The organism is Hyphomicrobium sp. (genome assembly GCF_020852195.1).
Lineage (GTDB): Bacteria > Pseudomonadota > Alphaproteobacteria > Rhizobiales > Hyphomicrobiaceae > Hyphomicrobium_C.
The window spans coordinates 1-17,516 of record NZ_JADZBI010000052.1 but is presented as its reverse complement, the minus strand read 5'-3'; the positions used below and the strand labels follow the sequence as shown (position 1 = coordinate 17,516).

The following is a 17,516-nucleotide window of genomic DNA, read 5'->3' as shown; positions in this document are numbered from 1 at the left end:
GCCAGAGCGGGGCGACGCTCTACAGAGCCCACGATCCACTGCGACTAAACATACTTAGGTTGATTCGTTCGCCACGAATTAGGCTGCGCTTAGTCATCCACTATGCAGACCCACACGTTCGCATATAGCTTCAAATAGGGGGTCAAAAATCGGCCTCAGCGGCGCACCCTGCCCATCGTTACAGAGATAGGCAATGTCCGTACCGGCTGCGTTGCCGATAGAAGCTTTCCGGGGGATGGTTGGCAGAACGTAATCGACATCAGGATTCCAAATCCATCCGCTCTCTCGGGCGAGATCAAGCGCCGCTCGCTCTGCAGGCCCGAGTTGAACGGTCCTTGTCATACACCCTGCGATGCCGGCCAAATTGAGTTCTAGGCCTAAGTCTTTCTTCAGAGCCTTCATACTAGTGAGAAATTGAGCGACGGCCTCGACGGAAAGCTTATCCAACACGGTCGGAACGACAAACCAATGGCTTGTCACCAAGGCATTGACGGCAGCAAGCGTCATCCTCGGCGGCATATCCAGTATGATAGCTGCATACTTGTGCCTAACTTCGGGTCGCAACAAAAGATTTGCGAGCCGAAAGCGTACATCAACACCCCCATCATCTCGCAGCAACCATTTGAGCAGTAATTGATTTTCGAACTGGGCAAACCCATAGTTCGCAGTGACCAACCGAGCACGCAGCAATTTTGGAAGGAGCGACTCGCTGGCTTGATCCAAAGTCACAAAATTGGCGTCGGGTAGGAACAAGCGATCGACCTGAGAAGCAACTTCCTCCCGTTCGGTCGCTAACATCAACATGTTCGAAAGCGAGCCCTGGTAGTCCAAGTCGACAAGCAAAACATTCTGACGACGTGTCTCGCTGATATACGCTGCAAGATTGGCCGCGATGGTGGTCTTGCCAACGCCCCCTTTCAAATTGCCGATGGTGATGATTCTAGCGCCATTGGAATCCCAGAGTTGATGCCTGTGCTGCTCAAACGAGCTAGCCGGACGTAGATTCCAGAGAGCTTGCGATCCTTCGGTAATTTTTCGAAGGTCGTCTTCAAGCTCCTCCACTTTCCGACCACGCACATCGATTTCAGCTGCAGCGAGTTGAAGTTCATGCTGCTTCTCGCGTATTGACGCGTGAGCATTGTCGACCTCGTTCGAGAGCCTTCCAAGTTCTTCAGATTTTTCGGCGATTTCTTTGTGCGATTTGCGATTTGCCCGAAAGGCGAGGTAAGCCAATATTGGACTAACAATATAGGAAACAAATTTTATGAGCGGTTCGTATTCACCATGGATATGTACGATGAACTCCCATACCGCATGAACAAATTCTTCCATATGCAAACTCACACGACATAAATCTCTGTCGTGAGTTTAAGCGATCGAAGGAACAGGAGGTGTTACTCGGAAGCACCTTCGCACTGCAATACGCTGGCGAACACTACCGGTCGATCTCGCCGAACACGATGTCGAGCGAGCCGAGGATGGCGGAGACGTCGGCCAGCATGTGACCGCGGTTGAGGAAGTCCATCGCCGCGAGGTGCGGGAAGCCCGGCGCGCGGATCTTGCAGCGGTAGGGCTTGTTCGAGCCGTCGGCCACCAGATACACGCCGAACTCGCCCTTGGGTGCCTCGACCGCCGCGTAGACCTCGCCGGCCGGCACGTGGAAGCCCTCGGTGTAGAGCTTGAAGTGGTTGATCAGCGCTTCCATCGAGCGCTTCATCTCGCCCCGCTTCGGCGGCACCACGCGCGGATTGCGCGCCGACACCGGCCCGGCGCCATCCGCGCTCTGCAGCTTCTCGCACACCTGCTTCATGATCTTCACGCTCTCACGCATCTCGAGCATGCGGATCAGGTAGCGGTCGTAGCAGTCCCCGTTCTTGCCGATCGGAATGTCGAACTCGAGCTCGGAGTAGCACTCGTAGGGCTGCGACTTGCGCAGGTCCCACGCCGCGCCGGAGCCGCGCACCATCACGCCCGAGAAGCACCACGCGAAGGCGTCCTCGAGGCTGACGACGCCGATGTCAACGTTGCGCTGCTTGAAGATGCGGTTCTCGGTCAACAGCCCCTCGATGTCGTCGAGCACCTTGGGGAACGTCTCGCACCAGGCGTGGATGTCGGCGATGAGCTGTGCCGGCAGGTCCTGGTGCACGCCGCCGATGCGGAAATACTTGGCGTGCATGCGGCTGCCCGAGGCGCGCTCGTAGAACACCATCAGCTTCTCGCGCTCCTCGAAGCCCCACAGCGGCGGCGTCAGCGCGCCGACGTCCATGGCCTGCGTGGTAACGTTGAGCAGGTGCGAGAGATGCCGGCCGATCTCCGAGTAGAGCACGCGGATGAGCTGTGCGCGCCGCGGCGCCTCGATGCCGAGGAGACGTTCGGCCGCGAGGCAGAACGCGTGCTCCTGGTTCATCGGCGCCACGTAGTCGAGACGGTCGAAGTAGCCGATCGCCTGCAGATAGGTCTTGGCCTCGATCAGCTTCTCGGTGCCACGATGCAGGAGGCCGATATGCGGATCGACGCGCTCCACCACCTCGCCGTCGAGCTCGAGCACGAGACGCAGCACGCCGTGCGCCGCCGGATGCTGCGGGCCGAAGTTGATGTTGAACGGGCGAATCTCGGTCTCGGCCATGGGGTCACTCGGTCTCTGGTGAGCTGGCGTGAGCCGCGAACACTTCCTCGCCCGTGAGCTTGGGCGTGTCGTTCGCGAAATCGTAGTAGGCAGGCTTCTCGTCGATGAAGATCTGCGCCGTCAGTTGAAGCCCCGACTGATCGTCGAGCGCCCCGGCCGACAGCGAATAGTGGTCGCTGCCCAGGAGATGATAGTAGAGCGAGCTACCGCACACTTTGCAGAAGCCCCGCTCTGCCCACTCCGAGGAGTTGTAGACGCCGACGTTGTCGGCCCCCTCGAGCGCGAGCACGCCGTCGTACGGCAGGCCGATGTACGGCCCCGCCGACCAGCGCCGGCACATGCTGCAATGGCAGACGTCGACATCACGCTTGGGAACGTCCACCGTGAACTTCACCGCGCCGCAAAGGCATTGCCCGCTGACGGTGCTGCCTGCCATACCCATATCACGCTCCTGCGCTGCAGCTTTCGATCGGCGGCACGCCCGCGCGCGCGGCCTTCTCGTTCACGCGGCCGATGAACCGCTCCCACGGCACCACCATGCGCTCGTGGCTCCCGGCACCGATCGTCTCCACGCCGTCGTGGGCCGTTACCTTGAAACCCACGCGTCGCCCGGCGACGCTCGTGCACTCGGCCTCCACCGTCACCGTCTGTCCCGGCACCGTCGCCGCGCTGTGCGACACGTTGATGTGGACGCCGAGCGACCCCTCGCCGGGATCGAGATGCGGCTTCAGCACCTCGAGGCAGCACCATTCCATGAGGCCGACCATGAAGCCGGTCGCGAACACGTCCGGCATGGCCTTGAAGTCCACCGACTCCGGATAGAGGTACGGCACGGTCTTCTCCGCCGGCACCTTGAACTCCAGCCGCGCGCGATCCCCCACCTTGAGCGTATCCTTCATGGCGCGCCTCGCGCGTCTCCCGGCCAGCGTTTGAAGGCCAGTATCCATAGCAGGATGAAATTGATCGGCGCCACCGGCATGAGCAGGCTGAGGGCGCTCGGCCATCCCGCACGCGGGAAGATCTTCCAGAACGGCACCACCATCGCCACGCTGTAAACGATCAGCACAAGCCAATGGTAGATGGATAGCGCGCCCATTCCGCCCCCTACTGCGTGGCTTTCTCGTCGCCGGGCAACGTGTAATGCGGCCCCTCCCAAGGGCTCTCGAAGTCGAACGAGCGGAACTCCTGCACGAGCTTGACCGGCTCATAGACGACGCGCTTGGCCTCGTCGTCGTAGCGCACCTCGACGTAGCCCGTGAGCGGGAAGTCCTTGCGCAACGGATAGCCCTGAAAGCCGTAGTCGGTGAGCAGGCGCCTGAGATCCGGATGCCCCGAGAACAGGATGCCGTACATGTCGAAGGCTTCGCGCTCGTACCAGTTGGCCGCCGGAAACACGTCGACGGCGCTCGGCACCGGCGTTTCCTCGTCGACGTGGAGCTTGACGCGGATGCGCTGATTGAGGCGCGGCGACAGCAGATGATAGACGACGTCGAAGCGCTGCGCCCGCGCCGGCCAGTCCACGCCGCAGATGTCGATCAGAACCTCGAAGCGGCAACCCCGGTCGTCGCGCAGGAACCTCAGCACGTCGACGATCTTGGCCGGCTCTACCGTCAGCGTCAGCTCGCCGACTGTGATCCTGTGATCGAGAACGGCCTCGCCAAGCTCCGACGTGACGTGCGTTTCAAGGTCGGTCAGCATGTCTTGTTCCCAGGCAACAGGTCACCGGCAGCGAGCAGCAGAGAAACGACGGCATATGCTGCCTGTTTGCCCGCCGCCTGATGCCTCACCTCTCGATCGTTCCCGTCCGCCGGATCTTCCGCTGCAGCAGCAGCACGCCGTAGACCAGCGCCTCGGCCGTCGGCGGGCATCCCGGCACGTAGACGTCCACCGGCACGATGCGGTCGCAGCCGCGCACCACGGCGTAGGAGTAATGGTAGTAGCCGCCGCCGTTGGCGCAGCTTCCCATGGAGATCACGTAGCGCGGCTCCGGCATCTGGTCGTAGACCTTGCGCAGGGCGGGCGCCATCTTGTTGGTCAGCGTGCCGGCGACGATCATGACGTCCGACTGGCGCGGGGACGCGCGCGGCGCGAAGCCGAACCGCTCGAGGTCGTAGCGCGGCATGGAGGCCTGCATCATCTCGACGGCGCAGCAGGCGAGCCCGAACGTCATCCACATGAGCGACCCGGTGCGCGCCCAGTTGATGAGGTCGTCGGTCGTGGTGACCAGGAAGCCCTTGTCGCCGAGCTCATTCGAGAGGTCGCTGAAGAAGGGATCGCCCGGCTTGACCAGGGTACCGGCCGACGCGCCGCCGGCGCCTTCCTTGGCCTTGTCGAAGGCGAACTCGGGCGGAACGATCAATCCCATTCGAGCGCTCCCGTCTTCCACTCGTAGATGAAGCCCACCGTGAGCACGCCAAGGAACAGCATCATCGACCAGAACCCGAGGGTGCCGATGTCGCCGAAGGCGACCGCCCACGGGAACAGGAAGGCGATCTCGAGGTCGAAGATAATGAACAGGATGGCGACAAGATAGAAGCGCACGTCGAACTTCATGCGCGCATCGTCGAAAGCGTTGAAGCCGCACTCGTAGGCCGAGACCTTCTCGGGATCGGGGTTGCGGAACGCCACCAGGAACGGCGCGATCAGGAGCGCCGCGCCGATGGCGAGCGCCACGCCGATGAACACGGCGAGCGGCAGGTAGTCGGTCAAGAGATCGGTCATCAGGCCCTGTCCTTCCACGGCCCGCACCGGACCGTGCCTCCGACTCAAACGGCCGCGATGCACCATCGGTTCGCCGCCGTGTTTGCGCCCGCGGCGGCTTCCCTTTAGGGGACTTTCCGCATCGCAAAATCACCGTCTCCGTGTTAACCCATCGAGCGTCCGCCACGCAACTGATACTGAGGTCCCATCCCGCTTGACGGACGGCATGCGACATGTCGAACCCCTCCGGTTGATCCAGCGCATTCCGGCACGCGGACGATCATCCGTAGAAGGCGAGATGCGGGGCGCCGAAACCGCCCGGCACCGCACCTTGAACGCTGCGCGGCCAGGACGAGCCCTACGGCAGGAACGGAGAGTGAACCCGAGATGAGCGAGCCGCCGACTGCACCACTGCCGGCCCAGCAGCATCCCTGGCATTCCCTATCCACCGACACTCTCTATGGCACGCTCGCAGCCTCACCGACCGGCCTCACCACCAACGAGGCGAAGGCCCGCCTTGCGACGCACGGCCCCAACGCGCTGCCCCAGCCGCCACGGAGGAGCCCCGTTCTCCGCTTCCTGGCCCAGTTCAACAATGCCCTGATCTACTTCCTGCTCGCCGCGGCCGTGGCCGCATGGATCCTCGGCCATCGGATCGACTCCGGCGTCATCATCGCCGTGGTCACCATCAACGCCATCGTCGGCTTCATCCAGGAGGACAAGGCCGAACAGGCGCTGGCTGCCATCCGCAAGATGATCTCGCCGCATGCCAGCGCCTGGCGCGACGGGCGGCGCGTGAGCGTCCCGGCGGCGGAGATCGTACCCGGCGATCTCGTACTGATCGAGGCCGGCGACCGCGTGCCGGCCGACATGCGCCTGACGCGCGTGCATGGCCTGCTGATCGACGAGGCCATGCTGACCGGCGAGTCGGTGACCGCCGAGAAGCGGGAGGACACCGTCGCCGCCGACGCGGCGCTCGGCGACCGCGTGGGCATGGCCTATTCGGGCACGCTGGTCGCCGCCGGATCGGGAACCGGCATCGTGGTCGCAACCGGCAGCGCCACCGAGATCGGTCGCATCAGCGCCATGATCCAGGACGTCACGCTGCTGACCACGCCGCTGCTACGCCAGATCAACCGCTTCGGCAAACTCTTCACATGGTTCGCCATCGGCGCGGCTGCCCTTCTGTTCGCGTTCGCCACGCTCGCGCGCGGCTATGCCTGGCCCGAGGCGCTGATCGCCGTGGTCGCCCTCGCGGTCGGCGTCGTGCCGGAGGGCCTGCCCGCGGTCATCACCATTACGCTCGCCATCGGCGTGCAACGCATGGCGGCTCGCAACGCGGTCATCCGCCGCCTGCCGGCCGTGGAGACGCTGGGCGCTACCTCGGTAATCTGCTCCGACAAGACCGGCACGCTGACGCGCAACGAGATGACCGCGCGCCGCATCGTGACGGCGGAGCACGCGCTCCTGATCAGCGGCTCGGGCTACGAGCCCGAGGGCGAGATCACCTCGCTCGACGCCGCCGACGACATCGTGGCGCTGGAGGCCGCCGCGCCGCTGATCCGCTGCGGCCTGCTCTGCAACGACGCCCACGTCCGCCACGCCGACGGCCAGTGGCGCGTCGAGGGCGACCCCATGGAGGGCGCGCTCGTCACGCTGGCCATGAAGGCCGGCCTCAACCCCGAGCACGTGCGCACCGAGGGGCAGCGCGCCGACGAGATCCCGTTCGACGCCCAGTACCGCTTCATGGCGACCTGCCATCCGGGGGCGGAGACCTGCACGATCTTCATCAAGGGCGCGCCCGAGGCGGTTCTCGCCAGATGCACGGCCGAAGCGACCACGTTCGGCGCCAACAAGGCGCTGGACCACGACTACTGGACCCGGCGGATCGCCGCCGCCGCCGCGGAGGGCGAGCGCGTGCTGGGCTTCGCCGTCAAGACGACGGACAAAAGCCACGAGAGCCTCGACTTCGCGGACGTCGAGCACGGGCTCGTCTTCCTCGGCATTGTCGGCTTCATCGACCCGCCGCGCGCGGAGGTCATCGAGGCCATCGCTGAATGCCGCTCGGCCGGCATCTCCGTGAAGATGATCACCGGCGATCACGGGGCAACGGCCGCGGCCATCGCCCGCCAGCTCGGGCTGCCGGAGCGGCCGGACGTCGTTACCGGCGCCGACCTCGACAAGGCCAGCGACGAGGAGCTGACCACGCTCGCCGTCGACGCCGAGGTGTTCGCGCGCACCAACCCTGAGCACAAGCTCCGGATCGTGCGCGCCCTGCAGTCCACCGGCGCCATCGTCGCCATGACCGGCGACGGCGTAAACGACGCCCCGGCCTTGAAGCAGGCCGACGTCGGCATCGCCATGGGACGCAAGGGCACTGAAGCCGCCAAGGAAGCCTCCGAGATGGTGCTCCTCGACGACAACTTCGCCTCCATCGTGGCGGCGGTGCGCGAGGGACGCACGGTCTACGACAACATCCGCAAGGTGATCGCCTGGACCATCCCGACCAACGGCGGCGAGGCCCTGGCGGTCATCACCGCCATCCTGTTCGGCTTCACCATGCCAATGTCGGCCGCGCACATCTTGTGGATCAACCTGATCCTGACCGTCACCCTCGGCCTGGTTCTGGCCTTCGAGCCGCAGGAGCCGAACGTCATGCAGCGCCCGCCGCGGCGGGCCGACGCGCCGCTGCTGTCGCCATTCCTCGTCTGGCGCATCTTCTTCGTGTCGGCTCTATTCACGATTGGCGCACTGGCGATCTTCTTTTACGCGCTCGGGCGCGGCCTCAGCATCGAGACCGCGCGCACCATGGTGGTCAATGTCATCGTCGTGTTCGAGATCTTCTATCTCTTCAACGTGCGCTACCTGCACATGACGTCGTTCACGCTGCGCGGCGCGCTCGGCACGCCCGCGGTGCTGGCCGCCCTCGCCGTCGTCGTCCTCGCCCAGTTCTCCTTCACCTACCTGCCGATCATGCAGGAGATCTTCCAGACCGAGCCCATCGGCCTCCTCGACGGCGTGATCATCGTCGCCGCCGGCGTCGTGCTGATGCTGATCCTGGAGGTTGAGAAGGCGTTCTTGCGCCGCTACCCGATCTTCGACGGCCTCGCCCCCGCCACCCCAGCGCACGTGGCGGAATAACCCCCGGATTCAAGCCGCCGGGTAAAGCCGGACTGAGCTTGGAACGCGCCAACGCGCCCAGGCCGCTAGGCGGCCCGCCGCGAGCGAGCGGCCATCCACAGAGCACGAACCGCCCTTGGACGAAGCTTCTCTCTTGTGTCAGTAGAAAAAATGGCGCGAGAGACGGGACTTGAACCCGCGGCCTCCGCCGTGACAGGGCGGCGCTCTAACCAACTGAGCTACTCCCGCAATTCCGCGTTTCGGCGCCGCAGGCGGCCGAGAACGCAAAAGCGAAGCGTCGAAATACGTGTTCGCAGCCCCCAAGTCAAGCCGCCCTGCCCCTCCAATCCAACCACTACGCCTCCTTTTTCGGCCCGCAGGGCCTAAGCGGCCGAAGACCGCCGCAGCACCCCCTGCCGCATAGGGGTTCCCCCGATCACGCAGCGAGCAGAGATCGGCGCGTGAGGCGAAAAATGACGGGCGGCGAGGGTCGATGCAAACGTGGTTCTCCCACGCCAGGAGCGTGAGAACCCACGGTCGGACGGATACCGGCCCAACGCTGAAGAGAGCCGCATGACGGACCTTGTGGGGGCCTAGGGATCTGCCTAGCATTGCGGGATCGCGTTGCAGGAATTATTCGAGGCGGCGTCCCGTCCGCTTTCATGGCCTGATGGCTGCTAGACACGTCAGACACCAGGCATGCTCTTCAACTCTCTCGAGTTCATCATTGTTTTTCTTCCCGTCACGCTGATTGCAACGAACGTTGCTCTGCGGACGTTCGGCATACGCGGCGAGTTGTTGGTTCTCGCGGCCGCGTCGGTGTGCTTCTACACGTACTCCAGCGGCAGCTACACGCTCATCCTGCTCACCTCTATCGCAATCAACTTTCTTCTGGCGCTCTGCATCCGCCGGTCCGCGAGCCCCAACGTGAAGTTCTGGCTCGTCCTTCTTGGACTGGCCCTCAATCTCGGCGCGCTCATCTACTTCAAGTATTGGAGCTTCCTCATCGATCAAGCCATCTGGGCGGGTGCTCAAATGGCTCCGGTCAACATCGAGCTTCCGACCGGAATTTCCTTCTTCACGTTCTTGCAGATCGCCTATCTCGTCGATGCCTATCGCAACAAGGACGTAACGCACGACCTGCTCGACTACACGGTCTTTGTTACCTTCTTCCCGCATCTCATTGCAGGGCCCATCCTGCATCACGCCGAGATGATGCCGCAATTTTACGCTCGCAAGAGCCGGCACATCGAAGCCTATGCGGTGGGCGCAACGCTGTTCACGATCGGGCTCGCCAAGAAGATATTCCTGGCCGACAAGCTCGCGCTCGTCGCATCGCCTGTCTTCGACAACGCCGCCACTGCTCCCCCCGACCTAGCGGCGGCGTGGGCGGCAGCCGTTTGTTACACGTTTCAGATCTACTTCGACTTCTCGGCCTATTCCGACATGGCGCTCGGGTTGGCACGGCTGTTCCACATCCGCCTGCCTTACAACTTCGCCTCGCCGTACAAGGCGACCTCCATCATCGATTTCTGGCGGCGGTGGCATATCACGCTGTCGCGCTTCCTGCGGGACTACGTCTACATTCCACTCGGCGGCGGGCGCGTCGGCCCGCTCCGCTCGCACCTGAATGTCCTGGCAACCATGCTCATCGGCGGCGCGTGGCATGGTGCGGGATGGAACTTCATCATCTGGGGTGCGCTGCACGGCCAGCTTCTCGTGCTCAATCACATCTGGCGTCGCCGGTTGCCGAGCGTTAGCGTTCCGAATTGGCTGGGCTGGGCCATAACGTTTGTCTTCGTCGTCTGTGCCTGGGTCCCGTTCCGGGCCGAAAGCCTGGATCAGACGCTCGCCATATGGAGCGGCATGCTTGGTCTCAACGGAATAGCCGGCACGGTGAAGTTGCACGATGCCGTGGAGACGGCGCTCCCGCTCGCCATGGTCGTCGCATTCCTTTTCCCGAACTCGCAGCAGTTCCTGCGCAAATACCGTCCGGGCCTCAAGACGCCCGGCTACCCATCGCCGTTCTTCGTGCGCGGATTCCTCCCCGAATTCCCACGGCTGCTGTGGACGCCTACTCTGCTATTCTCGATCGTGTTCGCCCTGCTGTTCGCCGCCAGCATCTTGAGCCTCAAGGATGTCACCGAATTCATCTACTTCCGGTTCTGAAACAGCCGCGCGCAGATATCTGGTCTGGTTCGGCGCGGTCGTTCTTGTGCTGCTTGTGGCCAATGCGGCGATCTCGCTCGCGGCCATTCGGACAAACTTCTTATCGTGGCACTTCGCCAGCTTGTTCTCCTATCAGGTCGACAAGCTTGAAGGCGCGTCGCCGATCGGCGTGCTCTTTGTCGGCGACAGCTCGCTTGGCAACGCCATAGACGCTCGACAATGGCAGGACGCGACGGGCTCCGTGGTGATCAACGCGGCCCTGACCGGCGTCTACGGTTACGAGGGCAGCCTCGAAATGTTGCGCCGCGCAGTCGACACCCGCGGCGTGCAGACGGTTGTCATCATGCAGACGCCCGACATGATGATGCGTCCCGACAGCTACGAAAGCTTGCTTTTCAGCGCTTCGAGCCTGAGCTCGCTCAAGGATGTGCCGCCGTTCACGCTCGTTTCCTGGTTGCTGTCGAAGGAAATACCGCTGAGCGCCTGGCGGAGGCTGAGAAGGGGCACGCATCCGATCAAGGAGAAGATGCGGGAGTGGGACTACATCCCTCAAGGCGCGCCGGAAAATACGCGCGCAAAATTTCCTCAGCTTGTTCCTTTCTCGGCGGCATCGATCAATCCGGGCAAGACGGACTCGCTTGTGCGCCTGGCACGGTATTGCGCGGAACACGGACTCCGCTGCCTCTATGCGCATGGGCCGGTAGCCGAGCCGCTTTGCTCGGACAAGGGCGGGTACTACTCGCAGGTGAACGCGATAATTCGCAGCACGGGCCTCGATCTCGTATCGGACACGCCCATCTGCCTCACCAGGAACGAGATCGGCGACTCCCTCGACCATGTCTCCCCGGAACTGAGACGCACCATCTCCACGAGGTACTTCGACCTCATCATGAGGCCCCAACGAGAAGGTGGGTGATCGCCCCGTTGCCGCCGGCAACATCCCAAGCCCAGGCAATTGCGCTTTGCGCGGAATGGCATGGTGGGCGGTGAGAGGGTCGAACTCCCGACATCCTCGGTGTAAACGAGGCGCTCTACCACTGAGCTAACCGCCCGCCAGGCACCTCTTACCCGCCGAATCCCGACGCAGCAAGGCTATCCGCCGTCTTGCCACGGCAGGCGTTGCTCGCTCTCAACCGGCGGCGCCGTCTCCCTGGCCTGTGCCTGCTTCTTGGCCGGCGGCGCGGGCTTGGCAGGCGCGGCTTCTTTCTTGGGTGGAGGCGCAGCGGCGCCCGCAGCAGGCGCGGGCTGCGTCGAGAGGCCGAACAGCAGCCAGCTCCCACGCACGTTCTGGTAGACGACAGTGAAGTCGAGACGCCGCGCGACGAGCACAAACGCGCCCTTGATGGTCAGCATGCCGGTTTTGGGGTCGATGGCCGGCGCTTCGGCGAGTTGGGGGGAAGCGATCGCGACGGGCGCGAGATCGATCCTGTCGCGCATCAGGGATGCGAAGATCTGCGACAGCCGCGCCGCCGTGTTCGCGTCGCGGAATCCCGGCGCCGCCACGTCGCGCAGCACCGTGAAGTTCCCCGAGCGCACGGCGTCGTTGAGCGTCAGCAGAGTCGAGCGCACGAGGATGACGATGGCCGCGCCATCGGGCATCGCCGGAGCGGCGGCGGTCGCCGCAGGCGGAGCCTGGGCCTTTGCTGGCTGCGCAAACACGAGCAGCAGGGCCGCACACCCTGCCGCTGCCGCACAGACGGCGACTGCCTTCGCCGTCTTCAGGAACCGGCCTACCACCCGAATGAAAGACCCGCGCGGCCGGCGATCTGTCCTTCGCCGGTGCCGGCGCCGATGCCGCCGTAGAGCGTGGTGGTGCTGCCCGGGCCGAACGCGCCCTTGTCGATGATCCCCGCTGCCGTAACGCCGAAAGCGTTCTCACCGTCGTAGCCGCCCCAGCCGACGTTCACCGCGAACGTCTGCCCGGCATGGAAGAACGGCTGCGCCAGCGCCACGGCGATGGCGATGCCCTCCGCCAGCTCGTTGTCGCGGTCTCTGAGCCCGTTGATGTCCGACTGTAGGGCGGCCACGTCGGCCGCCGACGCGATCCCGAGATCGGCCGCCGTGCGCCCGGCGAGATTGCCGGCGGCATCCGTGGTGACAACACTGAGCTGCCCAGACTGCGTGCTCCGGCTGTCGTCGGTGTTCACACCCCGCATCGTGTACGTATTCGTACTGGTGCCGAACACCTGCTGATTGGCGCGCGATGTCACCGCCTGGTGGCCGAACGCCGCTGAGTTGGCATGGGTCGCGAATGCACCTCCGCCGACCGCCGTTCTTCCGCCACCGTCTCCATTCGCAGTCGCCCCATCACCAAGCGCGACGTTGCGGCTGTTGTTGCCGGAAGAGTTCGCGAACGCGCCCGCCGAGGTATTGCGGCTGTTGCCGCCGCTGGCGTTGCTCAAGGTGCCGGTCGCCGTGTTGATGCTGCCCGCGCCACTGGCGTTCGCTTGGCTGCCCACGGCGGCGTTTCTGCTATCGGCGCCCGATGAGTTTGCGAACGAGCCGACCGATGTGTTGTTGCCGCGAATTCCGCTCGCATCGCTCGATGCGCCCGTCGCCGTGTTGATGGCGTCGTCGCCGCTCGCATCGCTGAAATTTCCGACCGCGGTGTTGAACGATCCGGACCCGTCACCGTCGGAGTCCGTTCCGCTGGCATCGGCGCTATTGCCGCCTGCGAAGTTGCCGCTGTTATTGCCGCTGGCGTCGGCCTCTCGGCCAGCCGCAACGTTGCTGCTATTGTTGCCGCGCGCGTCGGCGTCGCCGCCAATGGCCGTGTTCACGCTCCCGCTCCCGCTCGCGTTGGGGCCGAAGCCGCCGCCATCGATGTCGCCGCCTACGGCGGTGTTGGCGCTGTTGGTGCCGCTGGCGTTTGCGGTCTGGCCGGCCGCCGTATTCGAAGAAGAGTCCCCGAATGCATCCGCCCCGTCGCCGAGCGCGGTGTTGCCACTATCGTTACCCTGTGCGTCCGAAAAGGAGCCGAAAGCCGAGTTCTGACTGCTGGCGCCGCTGGCGTTGGCCCCGGAGCCGCACGTCGTGTTCAATGAGCTGCCGCCATCGTTGCCGGCGCCGGCGAGGCCGCCATTCGCATCCGCGCATTCAACTGCGCGCGCATTCTCCGGCACGCCGGCCGCCGCAGCCAACCCCAGCAGGACCGCAAGCCCCGGTGCAAGGTACCGCCGACGCAAACCCGGATTTGAAGACGTCGAAACCGCTTTGAAGTCTACAACGCAACTCTGCTTCATCGAACTGGCCTCACACAAACTCGCCAAGTCCCGGGTCTCGACATGACCGGGAGCTGCTCGACTCAATCCGAGTGCAAACGAATGCGCGTCAACCGTTCGAATGATTAATGAATTTGCCAGCGAAGAAGCACGGCTTCTGTGATTAAATTACATCGCCCGATCGAGAGACATTGCTAACCATGGCGCATCATCCGAATGAATGACGCCATCAGTGGTGTGATTGATTACACAGTGAATATTGCACTTCCCAGTTCATTTGCCTCGGTGGGGGAGCGGTGGCCAGTACCGATTTCAGATCTACAGCTCCCCTTCTCGATCTCGTCGGCGATCTTTACGATTGCGCGATCGACCCGGCGCTATGGCCTGCCACGTGCGAGCGACTGGCCCTGCTGATGAACGGCGTGCAGACGGCGATCGCCCTGCACGACACCGTAACCCAAGAGGTCTCGCTCAAGGCGTCCTGGAACGTCGATCCGGCCCTTGAGGAGGTGATGAAGGCCAATTTTCACATCAACCCTCTTGTACCCTCCGTATGGTACACGGACATCGACGAGCCGTTCTCGACCATCGGCTGCCTCGGCGAGCACGAGTTCAAGAATTGCTACTTCTATCGCCACGTGGTGGCGCCCTTCAACATCGGGGATTCCGCGCTTTGCCTCCTTGCCAAGTCCGTGCGGCAGTTCGGCTCGCTCTCCATCCAGCGCTTGCGCGACCAGCCGGCATTCACGCCCGAAGAGCTCGCCGTGCTGCGCTTGCTCGCACCCCATATCCGCCGCGCGGTGATGATCGCCGATCTCCTGGATGCCCGGGCGCTCGAGCGGAACATGCTGACCGCCACGCTCGATCTCATGAACGCCGGCGTCATTCTAACCGATGAGGTCGGGCGCATCGCCTTCGCCAATCAGGCGGCGCAACGGTGGCTCGATGACGGCTCGGCGCTCCGCCGCAGGGGCGATCAGATATCGGCGGCAGACGCCGCGTGCGCGGACGATCTCAACCGCGCCATCACGGACGCAGCCAGCGGCACCACCATCGACATCCCGCGCTCCGGCATCGTCGTCCCGCTGAAGGGCGAGACCAGCCGCGATCTCGCAGCCTGGGTGCTCCCGCTCGACGGTGGCCTGCGCCGCGAGCTCGGCGCCGGCTTTGCCTCGCGTTGCGCGGTTTTCATCCGCGAGCTCGGAAATGCGTCGCCGTTTCCGGCCGAGCTGTTCGTACGCCGCTTCGGCATTACGCCGGCGGAGTGCCGCGTCATGGTCCTGCTCGTGCAGGGCATGACGCTCGCCGAGGCAGCCGACACGCTCGGCATTTCGCTCCCGACCGCCAAGACCCACATCGCGCGCCTTTTCGACAAGACCGGCACCAACCGCCAGGCCGACCTCGTCCGCCTCGCCATGAGCGCGATGGCGCCCACGGCCGCATCCTGAGCCACGCTTGCAAAACACCGACCTCACCGCGGCCGCCAGAAACGAAAACGCGCCGCGGGTGACGCGGCGCGTTGCAAAAAACCGAAACCGTGCCTGATCTCAGTTCAGAGCATCCTTGAGGCCCTTCGAGGGGCTGAACTTCGGCACGCGCGAGGCAGGGATCTTGATCGTCGCGCCGGTCGCCGGGTTGCGGCCTTCGCGCGCCTTGCGCTTGGCGACCTTGAAGGTGCCAAAATCGGGAATGCGCACCTCCTCGCCGGCCTTGAGCGAGTTGCGGATGTGGGCCAGCGCGGCATCGACGGCGACCCCGGCCTTCTCCTTGGTCAGCTCACATTCCTTGGCAACGGCGTCGATCAAATCTTTCTTGCTCATTTTTTCCGTCCTCGTGACTGGAACAATTTTGGGGGTGTCCAGGCTGCCTGGAGATCGCGCCGCTGGCGCGTGCCGATGGGTGTCAATCCGCACGATCGCAGACCGCTTCATCGGTAAGTGTTGGCGACAAAAGCCCCTAAAAACGGGCCTCGTCAAGGGGCAAAACGCCCCTATAAGCCTTAAAAATCGGGCGATCCGAGCCCTGGTGTGTCCGTCTTATGAGCATAACGGATAGAACGTCTTAACCAAGAAACGGACGCGGGCTCCGGAGGAAACTCCCCGAAGCCCGCGCCCGTAAAAAAAGTGCCGAGGAAACAGACACGCGCAACCGACACGCGTCAGCGCATGAGCAAAACGCTGCTCAATGTGCAGTCACGCGCGAGCCTGTCGCACCGTCGTCGGAAGGAACAGCCGTCGCGTCGCCCTGCTCGTCCCACTGGATCGCGTCGGGCACGGAGACGAGCGCCGTCTTCACGACATCCTCCATGCGCGCGACGGGCACCAGTTCGAGCTTGGCCTTCACCTCGTCGGGGATTTCCGCCAAGTCCTTGACGTTGTCCTCGGGGATCAGCACCGTCTTGATGCCGCCGCGCAGCGCCGCGAGCAGCTTCTCCTTGAGCCCGCCGATCGGCAGCACGCGCCCGCGCAGCGTGATCTCGCCCGTCATCGCCACGTCCTTGCGCACGGGGATGCCGGTCAAGACCGAGATGATCGCCGTCGCCATGGCGACGCCCGCCGACGGCCCGTCCTTCGGCGTCGCGCCTTCCGGCACGTGCACGTGGATGTCCTTCTTCTCGAACAGGCTCGGATGAATACCGAACTCGACCGAGCGCGAGCGAACGTAGGCGTTCGCCGCCTGGATGCTCTCCTTCATCACGTCGCGCAGGTTGCCCGTGACCGTCATCTTGCCCTTGCCGGGCATCATGACGCCTTCGATCGTGAGCAGCTCGCCGCCGACCTCGGTCCAGGCCAGGCCCGTCACGATGCCGACCTGGTCCTCCAGCTCGGCCTCGCCGAAGCGGTACTTCGGCACGCCGAGATAGTCCGAGACGTTCGCGGCAGTGACCTTGACGGTCTTGTTCTGCGACGTGAGGATCTCCTTCACCGCCTTGCGCGCGAGCTTGGCCACCTCGCGCTCGAGCGAGCGCACGCCGGCTTCCCGCGTGTAGCGGCGAATGATCTCCAAGAGCGCGCCGTCCTCGACCACCCACTCGCCGTTCTCGAGCCCGTGTGCCTGCTGCTGCTCGGGGATCAAGTGACGCTTGGCGATCTGGACCTTCTCGTCCTCCGTGTAGCCCGCGAGCCGGATGATCTCCATGCGGTCCATGAGGGCCGGCGGAATGTTGAGCGTATTCGCCGTGGTGACGAACATTACGTTCGAGAGATCGTAGTCGACCTCGAGATAGTGGTCATTGAAGGTGGCGTTCTGCTCCGGATCCAAGACCTCGAGCAGGGCCGCCGCGGGATCGCCGCGGAAGTCCTGGCCCATCTTGTCGATCTCGTCGAGTAGGAACAGCGGATTGGTCCGCTTCGCCTTCTTCATCGACTGGATCACCTTGCCCGGCATGGAGCCGATGTAGGTGCGCCGATGGCCACGGATCTCCGCCTCGTCGCGCACGCCGCCGAGGCTCATGCGCACGAACTCGCGGCCCGTAGCGTTGGCGATCGACTTGCCGAGCGAGGTCTTGCCCACGCCGGGCGGACCGACGAGGCACAGAATCGGCCCCTTGAGCTTGTTGGTACGCGCCTGCACGGCGAGATACTCGAGGATGCGCTCCTTGACCTTCTCGAGGCCGTAGTGCTCGGCATCGAGCACCTGCTGCGCCTCTTCCAGGTCCTTCTTGACCTTGCCCTTGATGC

16 protein-coding genes and 2 tRNA genes are annotated in these 17,516 nt (G+C 64.0%); 4 read left to right on the top strand and 14 right to left on the bottom strand.

Translation table 11 applies throughout. The features are described from left to right. Positions 1–93: 93 nt before the first annotated feature. The 8 genes from IT540_RS04170 to IT540_RS04135 all read right to left on the bottom strand — a co-directional run bounded on the left by IT540_RS04170 (position 94) and on the right by IT540_RS04135 (position 5,347). Positions 94–1,332, bottom strand: a complete 1,239-nt coding sequence (locus tag IT540_RS04170; protein WP_291173705.1) for a ParA family protein — start codon at positions 1,330–1,332, stop codon at positions 94–96. 103 nt (positions 1,333–1,435) lie between these two features. Then, positions 1,436–2,626, bottom strand: coding sequence for an NADH-quinone oxidoreductase subunit D (locus IT540_RS04165; protein ID WP_291173702.1), 1,191 nt, complete (start codon positions 2,624–2,626; stop codon positions 1,436–1,438). A 4-nt stretch (positions 2,627–2,630) separates the two neighbouring features. Beyond that, a complete protein-coding gene (locus tag IT540_RS04160; RefSeq protein WP_291173699.1) occupies positions 2,631–3,062 on the bottom strand; it encodes a GFA family protein in 432 nt (143 codons plus the stop codon). 7 nt (positions 3,063–3,069) lie between these two features. Next, positions 3,070–3,525, bottom strand: coding sequence for a thioesterase family protein (locus IT540_RS04155; protein ID WP_291173696.1), 456 nt, complete (start codon positions 3,523–3,525; stop codon positions 3,070–3,072). After that, complete coding sequence (locus IT540_RS04150) at positions 3,522–3,722, bottom strand: hypothetical protein (protein ID WP_291173694.1); 201 nt, start codon at positions 3,720–3,722, stop codon at positions 3,522–3,524. Before IT540_RS04150 ends, IT540_RS04155 begins: the two co-directional genes overlap by 4 nt. Before the next feature lie 8 nt (positions 3,723–3,730). Then, positions 3,731–4,324: an NADH-quinone oxidoreductase subunit C gene (locus IT540_RS04145; RefSeq protein WP_291173691.1), complete on the bottom strand. Its 594-nt coding sequence runs from the start codon at positions 4,322–4,324 to the stop codon at positions 3,731–3,733. Between the two features lie 85 nt (positions 4,325–4,409). Next, positions 4,410–4,991 carry an NADH-quinone oxidoreductase subunit B family protein gene (locus tag IT540_RS04140; RefSeq protein WP_291173688.1) on the bottom strand — a complete coding sequence of 194 codons (582 nt, stop codon included), beginning with the start codon at positions 4,989–4,991 and terminating at the stop codon, positions 4,410–4,412. Continuing rightward, positions 4,982–5,347, bottom strand: a complete 366-nt coding sequence (locus tag IT540_RS04135) for an NADH-quinone oxidoreductase subunit A (protein ID WP_291173685.1) — start codon at positions 5,345–5,347, stop codon at positions 4,982–4,984. The genes IT540_RS04140 and IT540_RS04135 overlap by 10 nt, the downstream gene beginning before the upstream one ends. 366 nt (positions 5,348–5,713) lie before the next feature. On the opposite strand from IT540_RS04135, the gene IT540_RS04130 reads away from it, so the two are divergent. Beyond that, positions 5,714–8,467, top strand: coding sequence for a cation-transporting P-type ATPase (locus IT540_RS04130; RefSeq protein WP_291173682.1), 2,754 nt, complete (start codon positions 5,714–5,716; stop codon positions 8,465–8,467). Positions 8,468–8,618: 151 nt separating this feature from the next. Here IT540_RS04130 and IT540_RS04125 read toward each other — a convergent pair. Continuing rightward, positions 8,619–8,695, bottom strand: a tRNA-Asp gene (locus IT540_RS04125). Between the two features lie 450 nt (positions 8,696–9,145). On the opposite strand from IT540_RS04125, the gene IT540_RS04120 reads away from it, so the two are divergent. Both IT540_RS04120 and IT540_RS04115 read left to right on the top strand, forming a co-directional pair. After that, positions 9,146–10,615: an MBOAT family O-acyltransferase gene (locus IT540_RS04120; RefSeq protein WP_291173678.1), complete on the top strand. Its 1,470-nt coding sequence runs from the start codon at positions 9,146–9,148 to the stop codon at positions 10,613–10,615. Positions 10,616–10,661: 46 nt separating this feature from the next. Continuing rightward, positions 10,662–11,531, top strand: a complete 870-nt coding sequence (locus tag IT540_RS04115; protein ID WP_291173677.1) for a hypothetical protein — start codon at positions 10,662–10,664, stop codon at positions 11,529–11,531. Between the two features lie 61 nt (positions 11,532–11,592). Here IT540_RS04115 and IT540_RS04110 read toward each other — a convergent pair. The 3 genes from IT540_RS04110 to IT540_RS04100 all read right to left on the bottom strand — a co-directional run bounded on the left by IT540_RS04110 (position 11,593) and on the right by IT540_RS04100 (position 13,857). Beyond that, a tRNA-Val gene (locus IT540_RS04110) sits at positions 11,593–11,667 on the bottom strand. Positions 11,668–11,707: 40 nt separating this feature from the next. After that, complete coding sequence (locus IT540_RS04105) at positions 11,708–12,352, bottom strand: hypothetical protein (RefSeq protein ID WP_291173675.1); 645 nt, start codon at positions 12,350–12,352, stop codon at positions 11,708–11,710. Further along, positions 12,346–13,857, bottom strand: coding sequence for a hypothetical protein (locus tag IT540_RS04100; protein WP_291173673.1), 1,512 nt, complete (start codon positions 13,855–13,857; stop codon positions 12,346–12,348). The genes IT540_RS04105 and IT540_RS04100 overlap by 7 nt, the downstream gene beginning before the upstream one ends. 275 nt (positions 13,858–14,132) lie before the next feature. Here IT540_RS04100 and IT540_RS04095 point away from each other — a divergent pair, with 275 nt between their 5' ends. After that, complete coding sequence (locus IT540_RS04095) at positions 14,133–15,284, top strand: helix-turn-helix transcriptional regulator (protein WP_291173671.1); 1,152 nt, start codon at positions 14,133–14,135, stop codon at positions 15,282–15,284. 99 nt (positions 15,285–15,383) lie between these two features. Here the strand turns inward: IT540_RS04095 and IT540_RS04090 are convergent, their stop codons facing one another. Together IT540_RS04090 and lon are read right to left on the bottom strand one after the other, a co-directional pair. Further along, positions 15,384–15,767 (bottom strand): HU family DNA-binding protein, encoded by a 384-nt coding sequence (locus tag IT540_RS04090; RefSeq protein ID WP_291173708.1) that lies wholly within the window; start codon positions 15,765–15,767, stop codon positions 15,384–15,386. A 250-nt stretch (positions 15,768–16,017) separates the two neighbouring features. Then, on the bottom strand, positions 16,018–17,516 hold a 1,499-nt coding region (gene lon, locus IT540_RS04085), incomplete at its 5' end, for an endopeptidase La (RefSeq protein ID WP_291173669.1).